The organism is Sphingosinithalassobacter sp. LHW66-3 (assembly GCF_050703275.1).
Classification (GTDB): Bacteria; Pseudomonadota; Alphaproteobacteria; order Sphingomonadales; family Sphingomonadaceae; genus Sphingomonas.
In genome coordinates this window covers 1,807,885-1,831,790 of sequence record NZ_CP193482.1, presented here as the reverse complement: position 1 = coordinate 1,831,790, position 23,906 = coordinate 1,807,885, and the positions used below count along the sequence as shown (strand labels likewise).

At 68.1% G+C, this 23,906-nt stretch carries 20 protein-coding genes; 14 read left to right on the top strand and 6 right to left on the bottom strand.

The annotated features are described in order from the left end of the window. Positions 1-87: 87 nt before the first annotated feature. The 7 genes from pyrE to ACQ450_RS08895 are packed head-to-tail and all read left to right on the top strand — an operon-like array spanning position 88 to position 6,544. Complete coding sequence (gene pyrE, locus ACQ450_RS08925; RefSeq protein WP_431469001.1) at positions 88-669, top strand: orotate phosphoribosyltransferase; 582 nt, start codon at positions 88-90, stop codon at positions 667-669. Next, a complete protein-coding gene (locus ACQ450_RS08920) occupies positions 666-1,394 on the top strand; it encodes a pyridoxine 5'-phosphate synthase (RefSeq protein ID WP_431469000.1) in 729 nt (242 codons plus the stop codon). The genes pyrE and ACQ450_RS08920 overlap by 4 nt, the downstream gene beginning before the upstream one ends. A 4-nt stretch (positions 1,395-1,398) precedes the next feature. Beyond that, positions 1,399-1,806, top strand: coding sequence for a holo-ACP synthase (gene acpS, locus ACQ450_RS08915; RefSeq protein ID WP_188052993.1), 408 nt, complete (start codon positions 1,399-1,401; stop codon positions 1,804-1,806). 3 nt (positions 1,807-1,809) lie between these two features. Then, positions 1,810-2,694, top strand: a complete 885-nt coding sequence (lepB, locus tag ACQ450_RS08910; protein ID WP_188052992.1) for a signal peptidase I — start codon at positions 1,810-1,812, stop codon at positions 2,692-2,694. Then, positions 2,691-3,833 (top strand): AI-2E family transporter, encoded by a 1,143-nt coding sequence (locus ACQ450_RS08905; RefSeq protein ID WP_431468999.1) that lies wholly within the window; start codon positions 2,691-2,693, stop codon positions 3,831-3,833. The genes lepB and ACQ450_RS08905 overlap by 4 nt, the downstream gene beginning before the upstream one ends. A 21-nt stretch (positions 3,834-3,854) precedes the next feature. Further along, positions 3,855-4,481, top strand: coding sequence for a maleylacetoacetate isomerase (gene maiA, locus ACQ450_RS08900; RefSeq protein WP_431468998.1), 627 nt, complete (start codon positions 3,855-3,857; stop codon positions 4,479-4,481). Further along, a complete protein-coding gene (locus tag ACQ450_RS08895; protein ID WP_431468997.1) occupies positions 4,481-6,544 on the top strand; it encodes a TonB-dependent receptor in 2,064 nt (687 codons plus the stop codon). Before maiA ends, ACQ450_RS08895 begins: the two co-directional genes overlap by 1 nt. On the opposite strand, the gene ACQ450_RS08890 is transcribed toward ACQ450_RS08895, so the two are convergent. Beyond that, the gene (locus tag ACQ450_RS08890; RefSeq protein WP_431468996.1) at positions 6,529-7,623 is read right to left on the bottom strand and encodes a glycosyltransferase; all 1,095 of its coding nucleotides are present in this window, start codon (positions 7,621-7,623) and stop codon (positions 6,529-6,531) included. The two genes, ACQ450_RS08895 and ACQ450_RS08890, sit on opposite strands and share 16 nt — an antisense overlap. A 177-nt stretch (positions 7,624-7,800) precedes the next feature. On the opposite strand from ACQ450_RS08890, the gene ACQ450_RS08885 reads away from it, so the two are divergent. The 3 genes from ACQ450_RS08885 to ACQ450_RS08875 are packed head-to-tail and all read left to right on the top strand — an operon-like array spanning position 7,801 to position 10,482. Then, entirely contained in the window at positions 7,801-8,736 is a 936-nt protein-coding gene (locus ACQ450_RS08885) for a hypothetical protein (protein WP_188052987.1), read from the top strand. Next, the gene (locus tag ACQ450_RS08880) at positions 8,733-9,263 is read left to right on the top strand and encodes a DUF2141 domain-containing protein (RefSeq protein WP_188052986.1); all 531 of its coding nucleotides are present in this window, start codon (positions 8,733-8,735) and stop codon (positions 9,261-9,263) included. Before ACQ450_RS08885 ends, ACQ450_RS08880 begins: the two co-directional genes overlap by 4 nt. Positions 9,264-9,273: 10 nt before the next feature. Further along, positions 9,274-10,482: a glycosyltransferase gene (locus ACQ450_RS08875; protein ID WP_431468995.1), complete on the top strand. Its 1,209-nt coding sequence runs from the start codon at positions 9,274-9,276 to the stop codon at positions 10,480-10,482. Here the strand turns inward: ACQ450_RS08875 and ACQ450_RS08870 are convergent. The 3 genes from ACQ450_RS08870 to ACQ450_RS08860 are packed head-to-tail and all read right to left on the bottom strand — an operon-like array spanning position 10,458 to position 14,270. Further along, entirely contained in the window at positions 10,458-11,204 is a 747-nt protein-coding gene (locus ACQ450_RS08870; RefSeq protein WP_431468994.1) for a DUF2334 domain-containing protein, read from the bottom strand. The two genes, ACQ450_RS08875 and ACQ450_RS08870, sit on opposite strands and share 25 nt — an antisense overlap. Continuing rightward, positions 11,201-12,655 carry a hypothetical protein gene (locus ACQ450_RS08865; RefSeq protein ID WP_431468993.1) on the bottom strand — a complete coding sequence of 485 codons (1,455 nt, stop codon included), beginning with the start codon at positions 12,653-12,655 and terminating at the stop codon, positions 11,201-11,203. The genes ACQ450_RS08870 and ACQ450_RS08865 overlap by 4 nt, the downstream gene beginning before the upstream one ends. A 19-nt stretch (positions 12,656-12,674) precedes the next feature. Next, complete coding sequence (locus ACQ450_RS08860; RefSeq protein WP_431468992.1) at positions 12,675-14,270, bottom strand: dipeptidyl-peptidase 3 family protein; 1,596 nt, start codon at positions 14,268-14,270, stop codon at positions 12,675-12,677. A gap of 223 nt (positions 14,271-14,493) precedes the next feature. Between ACQ450_RS08860 and ACQ450_RS08855 the strand changes: the two genes are divergently transcribed. Then, a complete protein-coding gene (locus ACQ450_RS08855; protein WP_188056259.1) occupies positions 14,494-16,125 on the top strand; it encodes an alkaline phosphatase D family protein in 1,632 nt (543 codons plus the stop codon). 34 nt (positions 16,126-16,159) lie between these two features. Here ACQ450_RS08855 and pepN read toward each other — a convergent pair whose 3' ends face one another. After that, entirely contained in the window at positions 16,160-18,754 is a 2,595-nt protein-coding gene (pepN, locus tag ACQ450_RS08850) for an aminopeptidase N (RefSeq protein WP_431468991.1), read from the bottom strand. Positions 18,755-18,873: 119 nt separating this feature from the next. On the opposite strand from pepN, the gene ACQ450_RS08845 reads away from it, so the two are divergent. The 3 genes from ACQ450_RS08845 to ACQ450_RS08835 all read left to right on the top strand — a co-directional run bounded on the left by ACQ450_RS08845 (position 18,874) and on the right by ACQ450_RS08835 (position 23,083). After that, positions 18,874-20,544, top strand: coding sequence for a M28 family metallopeptidase (locus tag ACQ450_RS08845; protein WP_431468990.1), 1,671 nt, complete (start codon positions 18,874-18,876; stop codon positions 20,542-20,544). Positions 20,545-20,613: 69 nt separating this feature from the next. Continuing rightward, entirely contained in the window at positions 20,614-22,230 is a 1,617-nt protein-coding gene (locus ACQ450_RS08840) for a M28 family peptidase (RefSeq protein WP_431468989.1), read from the top strand. After that, positions 22,196-23,083 carry an NAD(P)-dependent oxidoreductase gene (locus ACQ450_RS08835; protein ID WP_431468988.1) on the top strand — a complete coding sequence of 296 codons (888 nt, stop codon included), beginning with the start codon at positions 22,196-22,198 and terminating at the stop codon, positions 23,081-23,083. The genes ACQ450_RS08840 and ACQ450_RS08835 overlap by 35 nt, the downstream gene beginning before the upstream one ends. On the opposite strand, the gene ACQ450_RS08830 is transcribed toward ACQ450_RS08835, so the two are convergent. Then, positions 22,993-23,904 (bottom strand): DMT family transporter, encoded by a 912-nt coding sequence (locus ACQ450_RS08830; protein WP_431471195.1) that lies wholly within the window; start codon positions 23,902-23,904, stop codon positions 22,993-22,995. The two genes, ACQ450_RS08835 and ACQ450_RS08830, sit on opposite strands and share 91 nt — an antisense overlap. Positions 23,905-23,906: the final 2 nt, after the last annotated feature.

Genomic DNA, 23,906 nt, shown 5'->3' with positions numbered 1-23,906 from the left:
CTTGTGACGGCCCCTTTCTTCCCGTGGTTGCGACACGTCAAGGCGCAGCCTAAGAGTCGCGGCCGTTCGAACAGCGGAAAGCATCTGGTGACCGGCGACGAGATTCTGGCGGAGTTCCGCGATGCGGGCGCGCTTCTGGAGGGACATTTCATCCTTTCCTCGGGGCTGCGGTCCCCCGTATTTCTCCAGAAGATGCGGATTTTCGAAGACCCGGTGCGTACCGAGCGGGTCTGCGGCGCGCTTGGTGCGGCGATCCGCGAATCGTTCGGGCAAGTGGATCTGGTCGTTTCACCGGCGATCGGCGGCATCATTCCCGGCTATGAGACGGCGCGTGCGCTCGGCTGCAAGGCCGTGTTCGTCGAGCGCGAGGACGGCGAATTCCAGCTGCGGCGGGGATTCGAGATTCCCAAGGGCGCGCGCGTGGTGATGGTCGAGGATATCGTCACAACCGGGCTTTCGTCGCGCGAGTGCCTCGCCGCGATCCGCAAGCATCCCGCCACGCTGCTCGGCGCGGCGTGCATCGTCGACCGGTCGAATGGAACCGCGGATGTGGGCGTGCCGCTCGTCTCGCTGCTCAAGATGGACGTGCCCGCCTATCCCGCCGATCAGCTTCCGCCCGAGCTGGCCGCGATTCCCGCGGTGAAGCCCGGAAGCCGGGTACCGGCGTGACCGGGCACCTGCGCCTCGGCGTCAACATCGATCATGTCGCCACCGTGCGCAACGCACGCGGATCGGGCTATCCCGATCCGGTGCGGGCGGCGCTGCTCGCGGCCGAGGCGGGGGCCGACGGCATCACCGCGCATCTGCGCGAGGACCGGCGCCACATCACCGACGACGATATCGCGCGGCTTTCCGAAGGGCTGCCGATTCCGCTCAACCTCGAAATGGCGGCGACTGACGAGATGCTGGCGATCGCGCTGCGCCACCGCCCCCACGCGGTGTGCATCGTGCCCGAGAAGCGCGAGGAGCGGACCACCGAAGGCGGGCTCGACGCGGCGGGGCAGCACGATCACCTTGCGCCGATGGTCGCCAGGCTGCGCGACAACGGCAGCCGCGTGTCGCTGTTCATCGAGCCCGATGCGCGGCAGATCGATGCGGCGATCCGGCTGGGCGCACCCGTGGTCGAGCTGCACACCGGCCGCTATGCCGAACTGGCGGGGGCCGAACAGGCGGACGAGCTGCGCCGGCTTTCCGACGCGGCGGCGCTGGCGGCGAAGAACGGGATCGAAGTGCATGCCGGCCACGGCCTCACCTTCGACAATGTCGTCCCGGTCGCGGCGATTCCCCAGCTCGCCGAGCTGAACATCGGCCATTTCCTGATCGGCGAGGCGATCTTCGACGGGCTTGTGCCGGTCGTACGGCGGATGCGCGGCCTGATGGACGAGGCGCGGTGAGCGCATGATCATCGGCATGGGATCCGATCTCTGCAATATCGAGCGCATCCAGAATTCGCTCGATCGCTTCGGAACGCGGTTCGAGAACCGGGTGTTTACCGAAACCGAGCTAGCGAAGGCGAAGCGGCGGCCGCACACCTATGCCGCGACTCTGGCAAAGCGGTTCGCCGCAAAAGAGGCTTTTTCGAAGGCAGTGGGCACCGGGTTCAAGCAGGGCGTGTTCCTGAAGGACATCGGTGTGGTAAATGCGCGATCGGGGGCGCCGACACTGGCGCTGACCGGCGGAGCGCGCGCGCGGCTTGACGCGCTCGTCCCCGCTGGCCACCTCGCCCGCGTACATCTGACGCTCACGGACGACCATCCATGGGCGATGGCGCTGGTGGTGATCGAGGCGCTGGCGCAAGAAGGATAGTGGATGGCCGCGGACGATTTGGCGTTGGAGCGGAACGAGATCGACAGCCGGGAGAATGCCGAAGCGCGCCGCGGCACCGATTGGTGGGCCGAGGTGAAGGGCATCTTCTGGCTCGTGCTCGCGGTGCTCGGCTTCCACAGCCTGATCGCCAAGCCCTTCTATATTCCGTCCGAATCCATGATGCCGGGGCTGCTCGTCGGCGATCGGTTGATCGTGACCAAATATCCCTATGGTTTCTCGTTCATCACGCCGACCTTTCATTTGCTGCCGTTCATCCCCGGGCGGCTGTTCGGCAGCCTGCCCGAGCGCGGCGACGTGGTGATCGCGACTCCGCCGGGGAAGGACACCGACTATATCAAGCGCGTGATCGGCCTGCCCGGCGACACGATCGAAGTGCGCGGCGGCACGGTGATCCTGAACGGCCGGGCAGTGCCGCGCACGGCGATGGGCGACCGCATGGTGCCGGTCGACGCGAACACCCGCTGCGAGCCGCGCCAATATCGCGGGCTGCTCGTCACCGGCGCGGACGGCCGCGATTATTGCCGGCTGCCGATCTTCCGCGAGACGCTGCCCAACGGGCGCAGCTACGACACGGTGGATATCGGCCTGAGCCCCGGCGATAACTACGGCCCGGTCCGAGTGCCCAAGGGCCATGTCTTTCTGATGGGCGACAATCGCGACAATTCGGCTGATAGCCGCTATGCGCTGGCCGACAGCGGTCTGGGCGGACCCGTGCCGTGGGAGAATGTCGGCGGCCGTGCCGAATTCATCACCTTCTCGCTCGACGGCACCGCGAGCTGGAACCCGCTGACCTGGTTCGAATCGTTCCGTGCCGGGCGCGCCGGCCAGACGCTCCACCCGGCGCGTGCGGAACCACCGCGCCAATGAGGGAAGACGACTCCGTTTCCGTCTATCAGGAGCCGGGGCCGAACGAGATGCGCGACCCGGTGATCCGGGCCGAGCTGAAGCGCGCATCGGTGTGGTTCGGCCTTGCGGTGGCGGTCGGGCTGGTCGTCCTGCTGATCCATCCGCTGCTGATCATCTTCGGCGGTCTCGTCTTCGCTTCGATGCTCGACGGCGGCGTTCGGCTGCTCGGCCGAGTCGCGCCGCTCCCCCGGCCGGTCCGGCTCGCGCTCGTCGTGATGCTGGTGACGATCTTCATCGGCGGCACCTTCTATGCGATGGGCGTGCAGATCGTGGAGCAGGCGGAGCAGCTGCGCGCGACTCTGGAGGCCCAATCGAATCGCATCGCGCGGCTGGCGGTCGATCTCGGACTGATGGAGAGTCCCACCGATTTCTCCGGACTGGCGCAGCAGGTGCTCGGCTCGATCGGACGGCTTACCTCGGCGGTCGGATCGCTGCTGGGCGCGGGCGCGACCTTGCTGATGATCATGATCATCGGACTGTTCGTGGCGATGGAGCCGCGCATCTATGATCGCGGGCTGCAATGGATGGTGCCGGTGGCCGAGCGCGACGAGTTCGCGATCACCATCACCGCGATGGCGACCAACATGCGCCGGCTGCTCGCCGGGCGGCTGGCGGGGATGCTGTTCGAGGGCGTGGTCACCTGGCTGTTGCTGTGGCTCGCCGGGGTGCCGATGGCGCTGCTGCTTGGGATCATCACCGGTATCCTGGCGTTCATTCCCAACATCGGTGCCTTCGTGAGCGGCGTGCTGATGGTCTCGGTCGGCTTTTCGGCTGGCACCAGCGAGGGCCTTTGGGCGATCGCCATCTATTTCGGTGTGCAGACCTTCGACGGCTATGTCGTGATCCCGATGGTCGCCCGCCGCACGGTCGACCTGCCCCCGGCGCTGACTCTGTCCTCCCAGATCCTGTTCAGCACCTTGTTCGGCGTTCTCGGCCTCGCGCTCGCCGATCCGATGCTGGCGATGATCAAGGTGGCGCTGCAGCGCGAATCGCAGGTTTCCGCGAAATCGCGGCGGCGGCGCGGGCGACGACGCGGACGTCGCGGCGGCCGTATCGTGGCTTCGCCGGAGGAACCGCCGCCCGATGCCGCCGTTGGGTGATCGACCGGAGGGACTGCATCAATGATTCTGCACGATTACTACCGTTCCTCCGCCAGCTATCGCGTGCGGATCGCACTCAATCTGAAGGGAATCGTGCATGAGCGGCGCGCGATTTCGCTGCTCAACGGCGAGCAGCGCACGCCCGAGCATCTCGAGCGCAATCCGCAGGGGTTCGTGCCAGCGCTTGAGACGGATGACGGGCTGATACTCACCCAGTCGCTCGCGATCATCGAATGGCTCGACCTGCGTTATCCCGAGCCGCGCCTGATCCCCGCCGAGCCCGATGCCCGTGCGGCGGCGCTCGCCCGCGCGATGGTGATCGGTATGGACATCCATCCGCTCAACAATCTGCGTGTGCTGCGCTGGCTGACCCAGGAGCTCGAGATCGGTGAGCCGCGGCGCACCGAATGGATCCACCACTGGATCGGCGAGGGCTTTGCCGCGCTCGAGGCGATGGCGGGCGAGGGGCCGTTCCTGGGCGGAGACCGGCCGGACGTCGCCGACGTGTTCCTCACACCCCAGCTCTACAACGCCCGTCGGTTCGAGGCGCCGCTCGACAGCTATCCCAAGCTGCTGCGCGCGGAAGCCGCCGCAGCCGAGCTGCCTGCCTTCGCCGACGCACATCCCGACGCCGTGAAGCCGGACTGATGAAGGGAACGCCACGCAAGGCCGCTGCGGCGACCGCCGCGCTGTTCGTTGCCACGCCTGCGCTCGCCCAAGAGGCTCAACCGGTCATCACCGTCACCGGCGAAGGGCTCGAGGCGCCTCCCGGCGAGGCTGCCTACGCCGTCGCCGAAGTAGAGCGTGCGCGGCTGGCGAATACGGCTAGCGGCCGGCTGGAGGATGTACTCGCGGACGTCGCCGGCGTTGCTCAGTTCCGCCGCGCCGATTCGCGCTCGGCGCATCCCACGGCGCAGGGAATCACGCTGCGCGGGCTGGGCGGCAATGCCTCCAGCCGCGCGCTGCTGCTGCTCGACGGCGTGCCCCAGGCCGATCCCTTCGGCGGCTGGGTGGCCTTTCCCGCCTATCTGCCCGAGCGGCTGGGCCGAGTCCGCGTCACGCGCGGCGGCGGCAGCGGCTATGCGGGGCCGGGCGCACTCGCCGGGACCGTCGAGCTTTTCAGCGCCGGACCGGGCGAACTTGGCACGCTCGACCTGCGGGGTGCCTATGGCAGCCGCGACAGCGTCGATCTGGTCGGCACCGGTGCCGCCGAACTGGGTCGCGGCTTCGTCACGCTCGCCGGGCAATATGCCCGAGGCGACGGCTTCGCGCCGATCGTCGCCGAGGATCGCGGGCCGGTCGACCGTGCCGCGCCCTATGAACAGGCGAGCCTGGCGTTGCGCGGCGTCACCGACATCGGCGGCGACACCGAGCTTCAGGCGAACCTCTCCGGCTTCGTCGATCGCCGCGACCGCGGCGTCGATTTCACCGACGTGAAGAGCGAGGGCGTCGACGCCAGCGTGCGCGTGGTCGGCCGCGGCGCATGGGGCTGGTCGGCGCTCGCCTATGTCCAGACCCGCGTCCTCGAAAGCGGCTTCGCCAGCGTCAATGATGCGCGGACCGAGGCGAATCCGGCGCTCCAGCAATATAATGTGCCTTCCACCGGCCTCGGCGCCCGGCTCGAAGTCGCGCCGCCGGTCGGCGAAGCGCTGTCGCTGCGGCTCGGGGCCGATGCGCGGCGCGTCGAGGGCGAGACGCAGGAACGCTATATCTTCACTGGCCTCGATCCGGCCCGGCGGCGCGAGGCGGGCGGCAACAGCCTCACCCTCGGCGCCTTCGCCGATGCGAGCTACGAGACAGGGCCGCTCACGCTCAACGCGGGCGGGCGGCTCGATCATTGGCGGATCGGGGAGGGGCAACTGATCGAACAGCCGCTCGCGGGCGGCGCCCCGCTCACCGACGCGCGCTTCGCACCGCGCGAGGGATGGGAAGCTACCGGGCGGCTGGGAGCGGCCTATGAAGTGCACGAAGGAGTCACGCTGCGCGCCGCGGCCTATCGGGGCTGGCGGCTGCCGACGCTCAACGAACTCTATCGCCCGTATCGGGTCGGTGCCGATGCGTTCGCCGCCAATGCCGATCTGGCGCCGGAGCGGCTGACCGGCGCCGAGGCGGGGGTCGACTGGGCGCCGGGCGAAGCGGTGCTGCTACGGCTCACCGGCTATTGGAGCCGGCTGGAAAATGCGGTTGCAAACGTAACGCTCGCCAGCGGGCCGGGCAGCTTTCCGGGAGTCGGCTTCGTGTCGGCGGAGGGCACCTACAGCCAGCGGCGCAATCTCGACGCCGTCCAATCGCAGGGCGTCGAGCTCGACGCGCGCTGGCGGCCGAGCGACTGGCTGGTCTCCGCCTCCTATGCCTTCATCGATGCCCGCGTCGACGCCTCGGGCGCGGCGACGCCGCTCGACGGGCTGCGCCCGGCACAGACCGCGCGGCACCGCGCCTCGGCGACGGCGGGCTGGTGGCGGGATCGCGCGGGCGGCTCGCTCACGCTGCGCTACATCGGTCCCCAGTACGAGGATGATCGCAATCTTCAGCGGCTGGCCGAGGCCGTGACGCTCGATGCCGTCGCGGCGCTGCCGATCACGGACGCATTGTTGATCGAGGGACGCGCGGAAAATCTGTTCGACGAGCGGGTCGAGACCGGGATCAGCGACGTGCTGGAGCGTGCGACTCCGCGCACGCTGTGGATCGGCCTGCGCTATCGGCTGCGCTGAGCGACCAGTTCGTCGAACAGCGCCAGATAGGCTGCGACCGAATCCGGCCCGGTCTGCGCGAGCGGTTCGGGTCGCTGCCGTTCCGGCGCCAGCCAATGATCGAGCGCCGCGACCAGCGCCTCGGCATCGCCGGGCGGCACGATGCTGCCGTGGCCGGGCGTCGGCACCAGTTCGGCGATGGCAACGCTCGAATCGGTCGTCACCACCGGCGTTCCGAGCGCGAGCGCCTCGCGCAGCACGCCGGGTACGCCTTCGTAATCCGACGTGAGAACCACTGCCTCCGCGCGGGCGATCGCCGGCAGCGGGTCGGCGGCATGGCCGGGCAGGTGCACGCGATCGCGCAGGCCGAGCGCAGCCACCTGCGCCTCGAGTGCCCGCCGGAGGCTGCCCTCGCCAAGCAGCAGCAGCGAGACGTCGCCCCGCTTCAGCCGCGGCAGCGCCTCGATCAGCCGATCCCAGCGCTTCTGTGGCTCCAGCCGCCCGGCGCCGAGCAGATAGCGGCCTGCCGGCAGCATCAGGGGCGCAGCCTCGGCGAGCGCCCGCGCGGGCGGATTGGCGATCACTGAGACGCGCGCGGGATCGACTCGCATCTGGCGCGCCGTTTCCGCGGCCATCGCAGGCGACATGGCGACGAACCGGTCGATGAAGCGTGGGTGGAGGCGCAGCCAATGGGGATAGCCCCTCCGCTCGATTCCCCGCATTTCGGGTCGCACCAGTGCATTGGAAACCTTCGCCACGATCGGTGGGCAGGCGCTGCCCATGCGCAGCCGGGTCCAGGCGGCGAGGCTGGTATAATGATTGCCGGGGCAGAACAGCAGGTCGGGACGCAGCCGATCGAGGAAGCGCGGCAGCGCATAGAGTGCGCGATAGCGCGAATCGCCGAGTTCCTCGATGTGAATTCCGGCGGGCAATTCGGCCGCGAGCGGGCCTGTCGCGCGGCCGGCGATCAGCGTCACTTCGCGTCCAGCATCGATCCATCCGCGCGCGAGACGCAGCATCGCGCGCTCCACTCCGCCGCCTTCCAGCGTCTGGGCGATCGTCGCGATACGTTCGGCTGTGCGGTGGGGCGAATCGGGCATGGGCTTGCGAACTGCCTTTCTAGCGCCCAAATCCACTCTTCATGTAACCGTAATTCGCTGCGATGCAGCGCGGACGTGCACGGGCGCCTTGAAGGGGGTCGTCAAGGCGCTGGAATGGACCGACGAATACCTCCGACAACACGCGCGCCGCTTGGCGGATCGAGGAACGACTCAGGCATGGATGCCTCGTTGAATGTACCGTTGGCGGCGGGAACCGCGCTTCCGGAAACTCCCGACCTCGCGGGGCTCCAGCCCATCGAGCGCATCCGCCGCCGCTGGCCGCTGGTCCTTGGGGCGGCGCTGTCGCTCTTGATGGTTGCGGCGCTGGCATATGAGCTGCTCGGTTCGGGGCTTGCCGGCCTCTCGCGGACGATCCCGCGCAGCCCCTTCTTCTGGATTTCCTTCGCGCTCTTCTATCTCGGTCCGCCGACCTTCGATTTCGTGATCTTCCGCAAGCTGTGGCGGATTCCGGCGTCGGGGATGATCGCGCTCCACAAGAAGCGCATCTCGAACGAAGTGCTGATCGGCTATTCGGGCGAAGCCTATTTCTATGCCTGGGCCCGCCAGCGCACGAAGATGGTGGCCGCTCCGTTCGGCGCGGTGAAGGATGTCGCAATCCTCTCGGCGATGGCGGGCCATGCCGTCACGCTGGCGATCGTCGCCATCGCGCTGCCCTTCGGGCTGCAGTTGCTGACCCAGGGCGATCAGCGGATGCTGATCGGCTCGGTCGCGCTGCTCGTCGCGATGATCGTGCCGTTCGTGATCTTCTCCAAGCGCGTCTTCTCGCTTGCGCGGCCCACGCTCTGGTGGATCTTCGGCGTCCAGTGCGCGCGGATCGTCTCGGGCACGATCTTCCTGGCCTTCGCCTGGTATTTCGCGCTGCCCGACGTGTCGGTGCTGGTCTGGCTGTTCCTGGTCGCGGGGCGGCTGCTGGTATCGCGCCTGCCGCTCGTGCCCAACAAGGACCTCCTTTTCGCCAATTTCGCGATCCTCCTCATCGGGCAGGGAGAGGCGGTGTCCGAGCTGCTCGCGTTCACCGCAGCGCTAACTCTGTTGGTGCATGTGGTGCTCATCGGCGGCTTCGGCCTTCAATCGTTGATGAGGAAGCAATGATCACGACCACCACGAAACTCGCTATGGCGGCGATCGCCGCGGCGATGCTGGTGCCCGCGCCCGCCTCGGCGCAGCGCATCCTGGGGAGCGACGCGGCGGCCTGCACCGGCGGCGGACCGGCGATCCGCGCCAATATCGCGGGCCTGCGCGACCGCACCGGCCGGTTGAAGCTCGAGCTTTATCCCGCCACCGAAGAGGATTTTCTGCGCGACGATCGCGACCTGATCCGCGATGGCCGCACCTTCCGCCGGGTCTGGGCCGATACGCCGGCTTCTGGCGACATCGCGATGTGCATCCGCGTGCCCGGCCCCGGCCGCTATGCGCTGCTTTTCACGCATGATCGCGATGGAAAGAACAAGTTCAATTTCTGGCGCGACGGTGCGGGCTTCGTGAGCGACCAGCGGCTCGGCCGCAGCCGGCCCAAGGTCGAGCAGGCGATCGTGAACGTCGGCAGCGGCGTTACCGTCGCAAACATCCGAGTTCAGTATCTGCGCGGCCTCGGCGGCTTTTCGCCGCTGGACGACTGAGGAGCGCCCGGTGCGGATCGTCGACGTCAACGAGTTCTACTCGCCCACCGGCGGCGGGGTTCGCACCTATCTCGATCGCAAGATGACGATCCTCGCCGAGATGGGCCACGAACTGATCGTCGTCGCGCCCGCGCGCGAGAATCGCATCGAGGAACGGCCTGGCGGCGGCGTGATCCACTGGATCAAGGCGCCGCCGCTGATCTTCGATCGCAACTATGGCATCTTCTACGATGCGGCGCCGATCACCGATCTGCTCGACCGGCTGAAGCCGGATGTCGTCGAGACCAGTTCGCCCTGGCGGCCGGCGTGGATCGTCGGCGACTGGAAGGGCGACGCAGTGAAGGTCTTCTTCACGCACAACGACAATATCGCCGCCTATCCCCAGCGCTGGCTCGAAGGCGTCGCCTCGCCGCGCCGGGTCGAGGAGATGTTCGGCTTCTATTCGCGCTACATGGGGCGCTTCCTGGCCAAGTTCGACGCGGTCGTCACCAACAGCGAGACGATGCGCGGCCGGTTCGAGCGGCGTGGGCTGCCGGTCGATCGCGCCGAGCCGCTGGGGATCGACCGCGGCTATTTCTCGCCCACGCTGCGGGACGAGAAGCTGCGTGCGGCGCTGCTCGAGCAGTGCGGCCTGCCGCCGGAGGGGCATTTGTTGCTCGGGCTCGGCCGGCATCATCCGGAAAAGCGCTGGCCGATGGTGATCGATGCAGTCGAGGCGGCGGCCGCCACGCTTCCGATCGGGCTCGTGCTGATCGGCGACGGCGTGGACCGGCGCGCGATCGAGCGGCGCACTGCAGACAGCCCTCATGTGCGGCTGTTCGCGCCGGTGTACGACCGGCTCCGGCTGGCGCGGATCATGGCGAGCTGCGACGCGCTGATTCACGGCAACGAAACCGAGACGTTCGGGCTGGTCGGCTCCGAGGCGCTCGCCTCCGGGCTCGCGCTGATCGTGCCCGATGAAGGCGGCTGTTCGGAGATCGCGGATCCGCTGTTCGCGGAAACCTACAGGGCCTGCGATGCGCGGTCCGCCGCGGAGGCGACACGGCGACTGTTCACTCGCGAACCGGCGATCCTGCGTGCCGCGGCGCGCCACGCTGCCGGGCAGGTGCGCACCGATACCGATCACGCACGCGATCTGGTCGACTATTATGCCACGCTGGTCGACGCGAAGCGGCTCGGAGTCGCACCACCGCCTCAGCTGGCGGCGAGCGCGTCGTAACGGCCGGGCTTCCGCCCGCGCAGCAGCGTGGCCAGCGTTCGATCGATGCTCTCCAGAAGCCGCGGCACGCCCGTATCCCCCGGATGCACTGCAACCCGCACGATCGGCGCCCGCCGCATCGCCTGGCGCAGCACGGCGGCGGCGGCCAGCGAGCTGAGCTGGCGTGATCGGCTGCGGCTGGCCCAGGTAATGACCGGGCCCTTCGCGACCACTGCACCGCTGGCCGGGCGCCAGACCCGCAGATGATCCTCGGCGAGCGCGAAGCCTGCTTCCGCCAGTGCGCTGCGCGTGCCCTCCGAATAGAGCCAGGCAGGCGCGATAAAGCCTGCCGCCGGCCTGCCGGTCACGTCTTCGATCAGCGCCTTGCCGCGCCGCATGCGGCGCAGCGCCTCGCCCTGGTCGAGGCCCAGGAACTCGCCTTCGCCGGCGGTCAGGTGGCGTGCGCGTAGCGCATCGGCGGCATTCGCATGGCTGCTGTCGTCGAGATGCGACCAGCCGTGGACGAACATTTCCACACCCGCATCGGCCCAATTGCGCAGCCGCGCCTGAAATCCGCGATCGGCGGCGAGCGGCGCTCGGTTCCAATGATCCGGCACCACCAGCATCGCGAAGCGCGTGCCGCCGAGCCGCGCGGACAATCGATCGACGAGCGCATCGATCTGCGACTCGAAGCGCGGGCTCACATCGTGAATCGACGCGAGCAGCCGGCGTTCGGCGGTCATCGCGCCTCGCTCCGGGCAAAGACCGCAACCTGCTGGTCGCCCAGCGGCCGCACTGCGCGCAGCCGATAGCCGTCGTTCATCGCCGCGAGCGTGCGTGCGCGCTGCTCCGGCCGTTCGCCGCGATAGGCGTTGCGCACGACCACCACCGCCGGGCGCTCTGCCAGGATGCGTTCGAGCTCGGCCGATTGCGAGACGCCGATCGCACCCCGCTCGCGCGTGCGGCCCAGATGGCTTGGAAAGCGCCACGCGCTGCGCGCGCAACGCCCCGTTGCGACGTAGAGCATCGTATTGCCCGAATAGACGTGCAGGCATCCGGGGCCGCTGCCCACTGCATCGGCGAGGGCGGCGAATTCGGCAGGCGTGCCTCGTCCGGCGCGCTTGGCGATCAGCAGCGCCTGCCCGCCGATGAACAGCAGCACGAGCAGCGGCAGCGCCACCTTCATCCCGCTGCGGTGGACCGCGACGAATCCCGCGGCGCAGGCGCAGCCGGGAACGAGCAGCGGCAGCGCGTAATGATTGAACCAGCTTCCGAAGGCGAGCAGCCCGAGAAGCGCCGCGAGCGCCCAGGCGAACAGCCACTGCTGCACCGGCCGTGCAGCCGGATCGCCGCCGCGACAGCGCCATGCGAGCACGCACATCGCGATCAGCGGCGATCCGACCAGCAGGATCTCGGCGAGGTTGCCCAGCAGCTCGATCGCCGGATCGCGATTGCGCAGCGCGATCGACGTGAAATTGGCGAAGACGAACGCCTCCATATGGCCGATGAGCCAGTAATAGCCGAGCGCGGCGACGGTCGGCAGCAGCGCGACGGCGGCCCAGGCGGCGCCGCGTAGCATCGTGTAGAGCGCGGTGCGCGTGATGCGCCATTCGCGCCACAGCAGCCACAGGCCGAAGAAGAAGCCTTCGAACACGGCCGAATATTTGAGTTGGATGGCGATTCCGACGAGCAGCATCGCGAGCAGCCCGCGCCGGAACCGGCGCCGCGCGTCCTCCGGGCCACCCGGCGCGATCAGCGTGGCCGCGAGTACCATCGGGAGATTGTAGAAGACCGGCGCCTGGCCGCCCTGGCCTTCGAACAGGTTGAGCCACAGGAGATAGGCGACTCCCGCGAACAGAGCGCCGCGGCTCCATCCGGCCCGATCCGCCAGCCGCCCGATCAGCACTGCCGTCGCCACCGCCGCGACGAGCGCCATCGCCTGATAGGACCAGATGCCGAGCGGATAGCCGAACAACGCGGCGGGCAGATAGAGCAGGAACAGCCCGATCGGCTTGCGATCCCAGATCTCGACATAGGGCAGTGCGCCGTCGAGCATGGCGTGCGCAGTGACGAAGTAGAATTCCTCGTCGACGTGCAGGATCGGATTGCCGAAGGTGATCGCGCGCGCCGCCAGCGCGACCGTCAGCAGCACGGCCCAGCGCGGCGCCGCGCCCAGCCGGTCGAGAAGCGTCATGTCGCGCGCCGGGCCTTCGTCAGACCTGGTCCGGATAGATCGGCAGGATGTCGACGGGGATGTCGCGCATCGAAGCGATCACGCCTTCGGCATGCGCATCGAGGCGCGCCCAGCGATCGAAGAAGGCCCGCGTGCCTTCATAGTCGCCGGTCGCCTGAAGCATCAGCATGTCGTGCAGCAGGTCGCGCACCGCGCCCTGCATCGCCGCCATGTCGATCCGATAGCGGCCCGCCGCCGCATCCCAGGCGAAGGCGCCCTTGTCACTCAAATAGCCATATTGAAGCGCGGCGCCGCGGCCATGCGCTTCCTCGATCCCAAACCGCATCGCGCGGAACATGCCGGTGAGATAGGTGGCGTAGAGCTGCTCGACTTCGGAAGCGGGCAGTTCGCCCTTCTCCATCATCAGCAGGATGTTCCACACGCCCATCACATCGGCCTTGGCTTCCTCCAGCGCCGAATATTGGTCGCGCAGCATCTCGTTCACGGTGGTGGCGCGACCATCGACGGTGATCGTGCCCGGCCCCAGGCTGTGCGACAGCTCGTGAAACAGCGTCTCGAGTTCCATATATTTCTCGGCGACGAGGCCCGCCTGCTCGGGGACGAGCACCAGCGGTGCCATTGGTCCAAGGATCCGGTCGTATTTGGCCGCGAGCACGTTCGCCAGGATCACCTTCTTGGCGCCCTTGGCCTCTCGCACCCGCTCGTCGTTGGGCAGGTTGAACGCAATCGTCTGCACGCCGGGCACATTGTCGCCGCCGCCGCGCACCTGATCGGCGACCGCGATCGGGCTTTCGAAGCCGCGCTGGAAATTCTTGTAACGCTCCTCGATCGGAAGATTAGCCTCCATGTCGCGGAGGTAATGCTTGTACTTGTCGAGCGCGGCGCTTTCCTCGGGATCCTTCAGCGTCACGAAGCTCTCGAACGCCGTCTTCGTGCCCATCAGCCGGTCGGTATAGACTTCATAGGGCCCGATCGCGACTTCGATCGGCGTGCCGGTGAGGTCCATCCAGGCGAGTTCGCTCTCGAAATAGTCATCGGTGCGGAATGCCTGCGCGCGCAGGGCGAGAAAGCGCTTCAGGCTGGGGTTGGTGGTGATCGCCGCGGCCCGTTCGAGCAGCTGTGCCGCAGGCTCCAGCCACTCGCGATATTCGACCGAATAGGGAATGGCGACCAGCCGGTCGCCGTCGCGGCGAACGACAGTGTAGGGGCTGGTCAGCGCTTCACGCTGGTCGGGATGCGCGGTCAGATAGGCGTCGAATTCGGCACGCGTCAGATCGGGCGGATAAAAGCCGGCGCCTTCGGGCATCTCCGCATCGCCCCAGAAGGGGTGCAGCTCGTCCAGCTCGTCCCATGGTCCGAAATAGCGGTCGAACAGCGCCAGCACCTGATCGCGGTCGGCACGGCGCATGCGCGAGATGGCGAGCCGCGTTTCCGGATTGCGCGGGTCGCGCTGGCGCAGATAGATTTCGGACATCAGCTGCGAGGCGTCGATCAGCAGGTTCACCACCTGCCGCTCCTCGGCATTCAGGAAGGCGGTGTTCGGGTTCATTTCGATCCGCGCCAGCTTCGCGAGTCGCGCGTCGGCGTTGACCCCCGCGGGGATCGGGTCGGGCACTGCCACAGAATCGCGAAAGCCGACGCCTGGGCCGAGCGGATCTATCGGCGCGCGGCTTTGGGTGCAGGCGGCACTCGCCAGAAGCAGGGGGCAGAGCAGGAGCAGGCGCATCGCGGACCTCGTGAATGACGGGCTGGGCAACGCTCTAGCGCTGTGCTCCGCTGCTGTCACGAACCCGCCACATGGCGGAGGCAAGCAGCGGCCGACCCAGGGAGATTGCCACATGACGCTTCGTATCGATCGCCGTTCCTTCGTGCTCACCGGAACGCTGGGGCTCGGCGCCTTTGCCGTGCCCGGTTTCGCGAAGACACCCAGCGTGGCGGATGCGACCGGCTTCACCCATTCGGTCGCCTCGGGCGAGCCCGCAGCGAACTCGGTACTGCTGTGGACCCGCTATGTGCCTGCTGGCAGCGGCGCGGCGGATCTCAAGGTCGAGCTTTCGCAGACCGAGGATTTCGCCCGGATCGCAGGCGGTGGCCAGATGACGACCGGCCCCTGGCGCGATCACACCGCCAAGATTACGGTCGAGGGCCTCGCGCCCGGCACTTCCTATTTCTACCGGTTCGTGGCGCCGGACGGCAGCTTCTCGCCGGTCGGAACCACCAAAACGCTGCCGCAGGGGGATGTGGCGCGCTACGGCATCGCCGTCTTCTCCTGCTCGAATCTCCCGTTCGGCTATTTCAACGCCTATGGCCATGCCGCGCGCCGGGACGACATCGATCTGTGGGTGCACCTCGGCGACTATCTCTACGAATATGGCCGCAGCGGCTATGCGCCCGCGGGCGGTGCAGTCGACGGCCGCTGGCCCGAGCCGGCGAGCGAGATGATCACGCTGGCCGATTATCGCCTGCGCTACGCCAGCTATCGCAGCGACCCCGATCTGCAGGAGCTGCATCGGGTGAAGCCAATGCTCGCGTCCTGGGACGATCACGAATCGACTAACGACAGCTGGGAGGGCGGCGCGCAGAACCACCAGCCCGAGGAAGAGGGCGACTGGAGCGTCCGCAAGCAGCTGGCGATGCAGGTCTATCGCGAATGGATGCCCGTCTCTGACGCGCCGTGGGGCAGCTACGACATCGGCAGTCTCGCCACCTTCTTCCGCACCGAGACGCGGCTGCTCGGCCGCACCGAGCCGCGCAACCTCGGCCCCTTGTTCCAGCAATCGAACCCGATGCAGGCGCTCGCCGAGTTCCGCGACGGCGCCTGGCGGGATCCGGCGATGACGATGCTCGGCACCGAGCAGGAGGCATGGCTGGCGGCGGCGATGGCGCGTTCGGTCCGGGCCGGGCAGCGGTGGCAGCTCGTCGGCTTCGGGACCATCCTGGGAGACACCAAGGTTCCCGAGGCGGCGGCAGGCTGGCTATCGCCCGACGCGCCGGCCCGCACCCAGGCCTATGTTCAGGCGGGCATCCTCGCGGGCAAGGCGGGGCTGCCGTCGAACATGGACAGCTGGGGCGGCTATCCGGCAGCGCGGGCGCGATTCCTGTCGTCGGCGCAGGCGATGGACGCCGAGCTGATCGTGCTGTGCGGCGACAGCCACAATGCCTGGGCGTTCGATCTGATGCATGAAGGCCGGCCGGCCGGCGTCGAGTTCGCCGGCCACAGCGTGAGCTCGCCGGGATATGAGAGCGCGACCGCGGCCCATCCCGCGGTCATCGCACGTGGTATGGTGGAGGCGAACCCCGAGCTCAAATGGTGCGACACGTCGAACCGCGGCTATATGGCGCTGACGCTCACGCCCGAGCGGGCGACCAACGACTGGGTCTTCGTCGACACGATCCTCCAGCGCAGCCTCGCGGCCCGGGTGGGTCACAGCGCGACCGTGCTGCGCCGAGCGAGAGCGATGGCGGGGTAGGCGAACGCCTGCCCCCATCGCCGGCGCGACCTGTTCAGTCGAGGCTCTTCGACGCCTGCTCGAACGTGTCCTTGCTTAGCCCGGGGGTTTTCACGATCCGCTCGAGCTCGGCGCGCATCTTCTCGGCGCGCGCCGGATCGAACCGCTTCCAGCGGCCGAGCGGCGGCACCAGCCGCGCGGCGGTCTGCGGGTTGAGCTTGTCGAGCGCGATCAGCTGGTCGGCCACGAACCGGTAGCCGCGTCCGCTCGCGTCGTGGAACGCGCGCTGGTTGACGCTGAACGCGCCGATCAGTGCGCGGGCACGGTTGGGGTTGGCGAGCGTGAAGTCGCGATGCTCCGCCAGCTCCTCGACGATTCGGGGCGTGTCCTCGCGTGCGGCGAGCGCCTGGGTCTGGAACCATTTGTCGAGCACCAGCGGATTGTCGCGGTAGCGGTTATAGAAGATGTCGAGCGCCGCCACGCGCTTGTCAGACGCGCCGTTTGCCAGCGTGGTGAGCGCACCCTGCCGGTCGGTCATATTGTCGGCCTGCTCGAACTGGACGAAGGCGAGGCTCGCCGCGTCGGGTGCGCCGCTGGCGGAGATATAGCCGAGCGACACCGATTTGAGCCGCCGTGCACCCTTGGCCGCGGGAGAGAGCTCGAAGCGGTTCGCGCGCGCGCCTTCATATGCCATGCGCCATTCGCGCTCGAGGCTGCGGCCGAGATCGCGCCGCAGCGCCTCGCGCGCACGGAAGATCGCTTCGGGCTCGACCACCGCCATCTGGTCGCCGATGAAGCTGTCCGACGGCAGCAGCACGGCCTCGGCGATAAACGCCTGGTCGAGCCGCGCGTCGAGCAGCGTGTTGCGCACCGCCTCGACCACCGGCCCGTGATCGGCGGTGCCGTCGGTGGCCGCGCCGACCAGCGTGTCGAGCATCAGCTGCTGCATCGCCTCGTAGCGGGCGAAGGGATCGTCGTCGTGCGCCGAGAGGAAGGCGAGGTCGGCAGGCGTGCGGTTGGTGTCGACGATCACCGGCGCCGAAAAGCCGCGATTGATTGAGAGCACAGGCTTGTCAGTGATCCCCTCGAACAGGATCTCCTCGCTGGCGTCGCTGAGCAGTACCAGCCGTTCGTCGGTGAGCGGGCCCTGCGCCTCGTCGCCGAACAGCCGCAGCTTGAGCGGCAGCACCATCGGCGCCTTTTCCGGCTGGCCCGGCGTCGGCGGCACGGTCTGGCGCAGCTTCAGCAGCGCGCGGCCGCTGCCGGGCTCGTGCGTCAGCGTCGCCGAAACGCGCGGCGTGCCCGCCTGGCTGTACCAGCGGCGGAACTGCTCGAGATCGACTCCGCCCGCTTCCTCCATGCACTGGACGAAATCCTCGCAGGTTGCGGCGGTGCCGTCGAACCGCTCGAAATAGAGGTCGGTCGCCTGGCGGAACCTCGCGGGGCCGAGGATGGTCGCCATCATCCGGATCAGCTCGGCGCCCTTGTTGTAGATCGTCGCCGTGTAGAAATTCGAGATCTCGATATAGCTGTCGGGGCGCACCGGATGCGCGAGCGGCCCGGCGTCTTCCGGGAATTGCGCGGCGCGCAGCGCGCGCACATCCTCGATCCGTTTCACCGCGGGCGAGCCCTGATCGGCGGAAAAACCCTGATCGCGGAAGACGGTGAAGCCTTCCTTCAGCGAAAGCTGGAACCAGTCGCGGCAGGTGATGCGGTTGCCCGACCAGTTGTGGAAATATTCGTGCGCCACCACTGCCGCGATCGCGTCATAGTCCTGGTCGGTTGCCGTGTCAGGATCGGCCAGGATGTAGCGCGAGTTGAAGATGTTGAGCCCCTTGTTCTCCATCGCGCCGAAGTTGAAGTCGCCAACCGCGACGATGTTGAACACGTCGAGGTCATATTCGCGGCCATAGACTTTCTCGTCCCAGGCCATCGAAGTCTTGAGCGCCTCGAGTGCATGGCCGGTGCGCGGCAGATCGGCCTCGCGCACCCAGATACCGAGCTGCACCACCCGGCCCGACTGAGTGACGAAGCTGTCGCGGTTCGCCACCAGATCGCCCGCCACCAGTGCGAAGAGATAGCTCGGCTTGGGGAAGGGGTCGTGCCACTCGGCCCAGTGGCGCCCGCCGTCGAGCTCGCCCTGATCGACCGGATCGCCATTGGAGAGCAGCACCGGGAAGCGTGCCTTGTCCGCCGTCATCCGCACGCGATAGCGGCTGAGTACGTCGGGCCGATCGGGGAAGAAGGTGATCCGGCGGAAGCCCTCGGCCTCGCACTGGGTGCAGAGCATCCCTCCAGAGGCATAGAGGCCGATCAGCTGGGTGTTGCGTTCGGGCGCGATCGCGACTTCGGTCTCGACGCGGTGCTGGGTGCCCGTGAGCGGCACGACGAGGGTCGGCCCGTCCATTCGCCAACTGTCGATCTCCGCTCCGTCGACGCGCACCGCCAGCGGCCGCAATCCGTCGCCATCCAGCCGCAGCGGCCGGTCGTGCGCGCCGGTGCGCTCGACCCAGAGCGTGGCACGTACGCGCGTTTCGGCGGGGTCGAGATCAAAATCGAGCGCGATCTCCGGCACCTGCCAGTCGGGCGGAGTATAGGCGTCGCGACGGGTTACCTGAGGAGTCTCGGTTGCGTTCAGAACATCTGCCATCACCGGCGAATATAGGGGCAAGTGGCAAGGCTTCCATCGAAAACCGCGCGCGCCGTGCTTGCGCCGTGCTGTCGGACTGGTACACCTCGTGCAACGCTCGTTCTATCGAAGGATCCTGAATGCTCCGCTCGACCCTTGCGCTTGCCCTGCTCGCCAGCGCCGTTCCCGCCTCCGCTCAGGAGGCGCCGCAGACGGCGGCGCCGGCCGCGGAGGCTGCCCCGGCCTATCCCGATCTCCCGCTCGAGCAGGCGGCGATGCGCGCGCACGTGATGTTCCTCGCCGACGACACGATGCAGGGCCGTGAAGCGGGAACCGAGGAATATGATATCGCCGCCAACTATGTCGCGGCGCGCTTCTACGCCAACGGGCTGCGCCCGGCTGGCGACAATGGCGGCTTCCTGCAGCGCGTGCCGCTGATGAACTACAAGCCTGCCGAGCACGGCAGCTTCGTGTTCACGCGCCGTGGCGCCGAGCCGGTGACGCTCAGCTTCGGCGAGGATTTTGTGCCCGCCGGCGACCCGACGAGCGAGACCACCACGGTCGATGCGCCGCTGGTGTTCGTCGGCTGGGGCATCCATGCTCCCTCCGAAGGCCGCGACGATTATCGCGGCGTCGACGTGCGCGGCAAGATCGTCGTATTCCTGAACGGTGTGCCGGAAGAGCTGCACAGCGAAATCCGCGCGTCGCTGGGCAGCGCGAATGCCAAGGCGGACATGGCCGGGCGGCTCGGCGCGGTCGGCGCGATCGCGATCAATAATCCCGGGCCGCGTTCGCTGCCCTTCGCCGCGCAGGCGGCGAACTGGCAGCGCAGCCGCACCACCTGGGTCAATCCGGACGGCAGCGGCCATGTCGATACGCCGCAGACGCCGGTGCTCGGCACGCTGAGCCGGGAAGGTGCGGCCAAGCTGTTCCAGGGCGCGCGCATGCCGTGGGAGCAGGTGCAGGCGGCGGCAGCGGATTCGAACGCGCGGCTGCGCGCCATGAACCTGCCGGGCCGTCTCGCGGTGACGCTCAAGACCGAGCGCGAGCTGTTCGAAAGCGCGAACGTCGCCGGCCTGCTGCCGGGCAGCGATCCGGCGGTGGCCGATGAGGTCGTGGTGCTCACCGCGCATCTCGACCATGTCGGCGTCGGCCGGCCGGTCGAGGGCGATTCGATCTACAACGGCGCGATGGACAATGCGGTGGGCATCGCCTCGCTGATCGAGGAAGCGAGCCGTTTCCAGAAATCGGGCGAGCGGCCGCGCCGCTCGATCCTGTTTCTGGCGGTGACCGCCGAAGAGAAGGGGCTCGTCGGCGCCGATTATTTCGCCGAGAATCCCAGCCTGCCGGGCAAGACGCTGGTGGCCAACGTCAACCTCGACATGCCGATCCTCACCTATCGCTTCGAGGACGTGATCGCGTTCGGCGCGGATCGCTCGACACTCGGCCCGATCGTGCGCCGCGCCGCGCAGAACATCGGCGTCGGCTTCTCGCCTGATCCGATGCCCGAGCAGAGCCTGTTCGTCCGCTCGGATCATTATCGCTTCGTCCAGCAGGGCATTCCCTCGGTGTTCCTGTGGCCCGGCCATGCCGGCCCGGGTGCCGAAGGAACCAATCACTTCTTCCAGCACCATTATCACCGCCCGTCCGACCAGCTGGATCAGGCGCCCGTGATCGACTGGGAGGCGGGCGTGCGCTTCATCGAAGTGAATTATCAGATCGCGCGCGAGATCGCCGATGCCGACGCGCGGCCGGTGTGGAACGCGGGCGATTTCTTCGGCACGCTCTACGAAGGCCCGATGGCCCGCTGATTTTCGAGGACTTGCCTGGCGCCGGAGCCGTTCCCACGGCCCGGCGCCGCCAGACATGAAAGGACCCGCATGCGCCGTTCCCTCCTTCTAGCGGCTTCGATGCTGCTCGCGCCCCTCGCCGCAACCGCGCAGACGCTGCCGCAGGAGCAGGCGGCGATGAAGGCGCATGTCTCGTTCCTCGCGTCGGACGCGCTGCGCGGTCGCGAGGCGGGCACCGCTGACCATCTCGTCGCCGCCGAATATATGGTGTCGCAGATGATCGCGGCGGGGCTTCAGCCCGGCGGCACTGACGGCAGCTGGTATCAGCAGGTGCCGCTCGTCAGCTTCCAGCCGGGCGAGGCGAGCAGCATGCGTCTCCTGCGCGACGGGACCCCGACGGCGCTGGCGCTCGGCAGCGACTTCGTCGTCGATGCCAATCCGCTCAAGCCCGAACAGCAGGCATCGGGCGACGTGGTGTTCGCCGGATTCGGGATCAGTGACGAAGCACTGGGTCGCAACGATTATTCCGGACTCGATATCGCCGGGAAGATCGCGGCCGTTCTGGTCGGCGTTCCGCAGGGTCTCGACGAAGCGGCGGCGGAGCGGCTGGGCGCAGTGAGCGAGAAGGTGCGGATGGCGCGTGCGGCGGGCGCCGCCGGCGTGATCCTGATCGAATCGCAGCAGCAGCGCGCGCAGGTCCCCTGGGCGATGATCGCCAATTACCTCGGCCGCCCGCGCATGACGACGCTGGATGGCGAGGGTCAGCCGAAGGTCAGCGGCGGCGCCGACAACCGGCCGCTGGGGCTGCTGAGCCGGGAAGGCGCCGAGAAGCTGTTCGCCGGCTCGACGATCGACTGGGCATCGGTGCGCGCCGCCGAAACCACGGGTGAGCCGATGCCGACGGGGCCGCTCGGCGTTTCGCTCGACGCGACCGTGGCGACCGACGTCACCCGAGTGGAAAGCCCCAATGTGATCGGCCTGTTGCCCGGATCGGATCCCGTGCTGCGCGACCAGTATCTCGTGCTGTCGGCGCATCTCGATCACGTCGGTGTCGGCGAGCCCGACGCCGAGGGCGACACGATCTACAACGGCGCTATGGACAATGCGATCGGCAACGCCACGCTGATCGAGGTCGCCCGCCAGTTCCAGCGCTCGGGCAATGCGCCCCGGCGGAGCATCCTCTTCATCTCGCTAACCGCCGAGGAGAAGGGCCTGCTCGGATCGAGCTATTTCGCGGCGAATCCCACGGTGCCGGTCGGCTCGGTGGTAGGCGACATCAATTTCGACATGCCGATCATCAGCTATCCGCTCGTCGATGTGGTCGTGCTGGGGCAGGAGCACTCGACTCTCGGCCCGGCGACCGTCGAGGCCGCGGAGCAGGTCGGCCTGACGGTCGTTCCCGATCCGCTGCCCGAAGAGAATTTCTTCGTCCGCTCGGATCACTACAGCTTCGTGCAGGCGGGCATCCCGGCGATCTCGATCGACAGCGGCCCGGGCGGCGAGGGAGCGGCGGCGATCCGCACTTTCCTCGACAATCACTATCACGAGCCCTCGGACGAGATCGGCCTCATCAACTGGCAGTCGGCAGCCAAATTCGCGGACCTGACCTACACCGTCGTCCGCAACGTGGCCGATGCGGACGCGCGCCCCGCCTGGAACCCGGGCAACGAATATGGCGTGCGCTTCAACGGCTACGGAGCGCAGTGAGCCGCAGTTGCGGCTGCTGATCCTCGGCCTTGGCTATACCGCCTCGCGGCTGGCGGCGCGCCTGCGCGACCATGGATGGCGCGTCGCCGGCACCACGCGGGACGGGCGCGAGGGCAGTATCGCCTTTGCCGATACCGAACGCGTGCGGTTCGAAATCCGCGAGGCGACGCACATCCTTTCGTCGGTTCCGCCGGAAGGGGAAGCGGATCCGGTGCTCGCCGCGCATGGCGATGCCCTGATGCGCTCGGGCGTGTGGCTCGGCTATCTTTCCTCCACCGGCGTCTATGGCGACAGCGGCGGCGGCTGGGTCGATGAAAGCGCGCCGACCGGCACTGGCCGGCGCACGGCCCGCGCCGCGGCCGATGCGGCGTGGCTGGCGCTGCCCAATGCGCATGTGTTTCGCCTGCCGGGCATTTACGGACCCGGCCGATCGCCGCTGGATCGCGTGCGCGAGGGGCGGGCGCAGCGGGTCGACGCCGGCGGACAGGTCTTCAGCCGCATCCATGTCGATGACATCGTCGAGGGGCTGGTGCGCGGACTGCAGGGGCCGGCGGGTGCGTACAACCTCGCCGACGATCTGCCCGCGCCGCAATCGGACGTGATCGCCTGTGCCTGTCGGCTGCTCGGCCTGCCGGTGCCGCCGCTGGTGCCTCTGGCGCAGGCCGATCTCTCACCCGCCGCACGCGCCTTTTATTCGGAGAACCGCCGCGTCGCGAACGGCAAGGCGAAGCGGTTGCTTGGCTTGACCCTGCGCTATCCCGACTATCGGTTCGGCCTGCGCGCCCTGAGCGCCACCACCAGCCCGGCCAGCGCCAGCAGCGCGCCGGCCGCCGCGAGCGCGGACCAGCGATAGCCTTCGAACAGAGTCGAGAGCAGCATCGCGATCACCGGCACCAGCACGCTCGAATAGGCGGCCTTGGCCGGTCCGATCACGCGGATCACTCCGAAATAGAGCGTGAAGGCCAGCGCCGAGGCGAAGATGCCGAGATAGGCGATGCCGGCGAAATAGCCGAGCCTCCACTCCACCGTCGGCGAACCGGCGGTGACGAATGCCCAGAGCGCGTTCATGCCCGCGCCCAGCAGCATCGCCGTTCCCAGCATCGGCACCATCGGATAGGCGCGCGAGGTCTTGGTCGCCTGCATCACATTGGCCACCGAGGCGGAGAGCACGCCCGCGAAGGTGATCGCGACTCCGGTGAGCACATTGCCTGTAGCACTCGGGTCCTGCCGCGCCTCATGGATGAAGAGCAGCGCGACTCCCGCCATGGCGATCGCCGATCCGACGAGCAGCTGCCGGCCGAGCTGCTGGCCCAGGAAGATGCGGCCAAGGATCGCGTTGGGCACCAGCAGCAGCGCGAACACCACTGCGACCAGCCCGGACGTGACGTAGAATTCGGCGCGATAGACGAAGTTGAAATTGAGGACGAACTGCATCAGCCCGAGCAGCGCCGCGAAGCGCCAGCCGCGCGCGTCGAGCCGGAGCGGCTGGCGCTTGGCGAGCGCCCAGCCGAGCATCACCAGCCCCGCCACCGCGAAGCGATAGGTGACCGACCAGCTGGGCGGCACCTGTCCGATCTGATCGCGGATCACGATCCAGGTCGATCCCCAGATCAGCGTCACGACGAAGAAGGGAATGAGGATCGCCAGCCGAGTCGAGCGCGGTGGCTCGACCATGT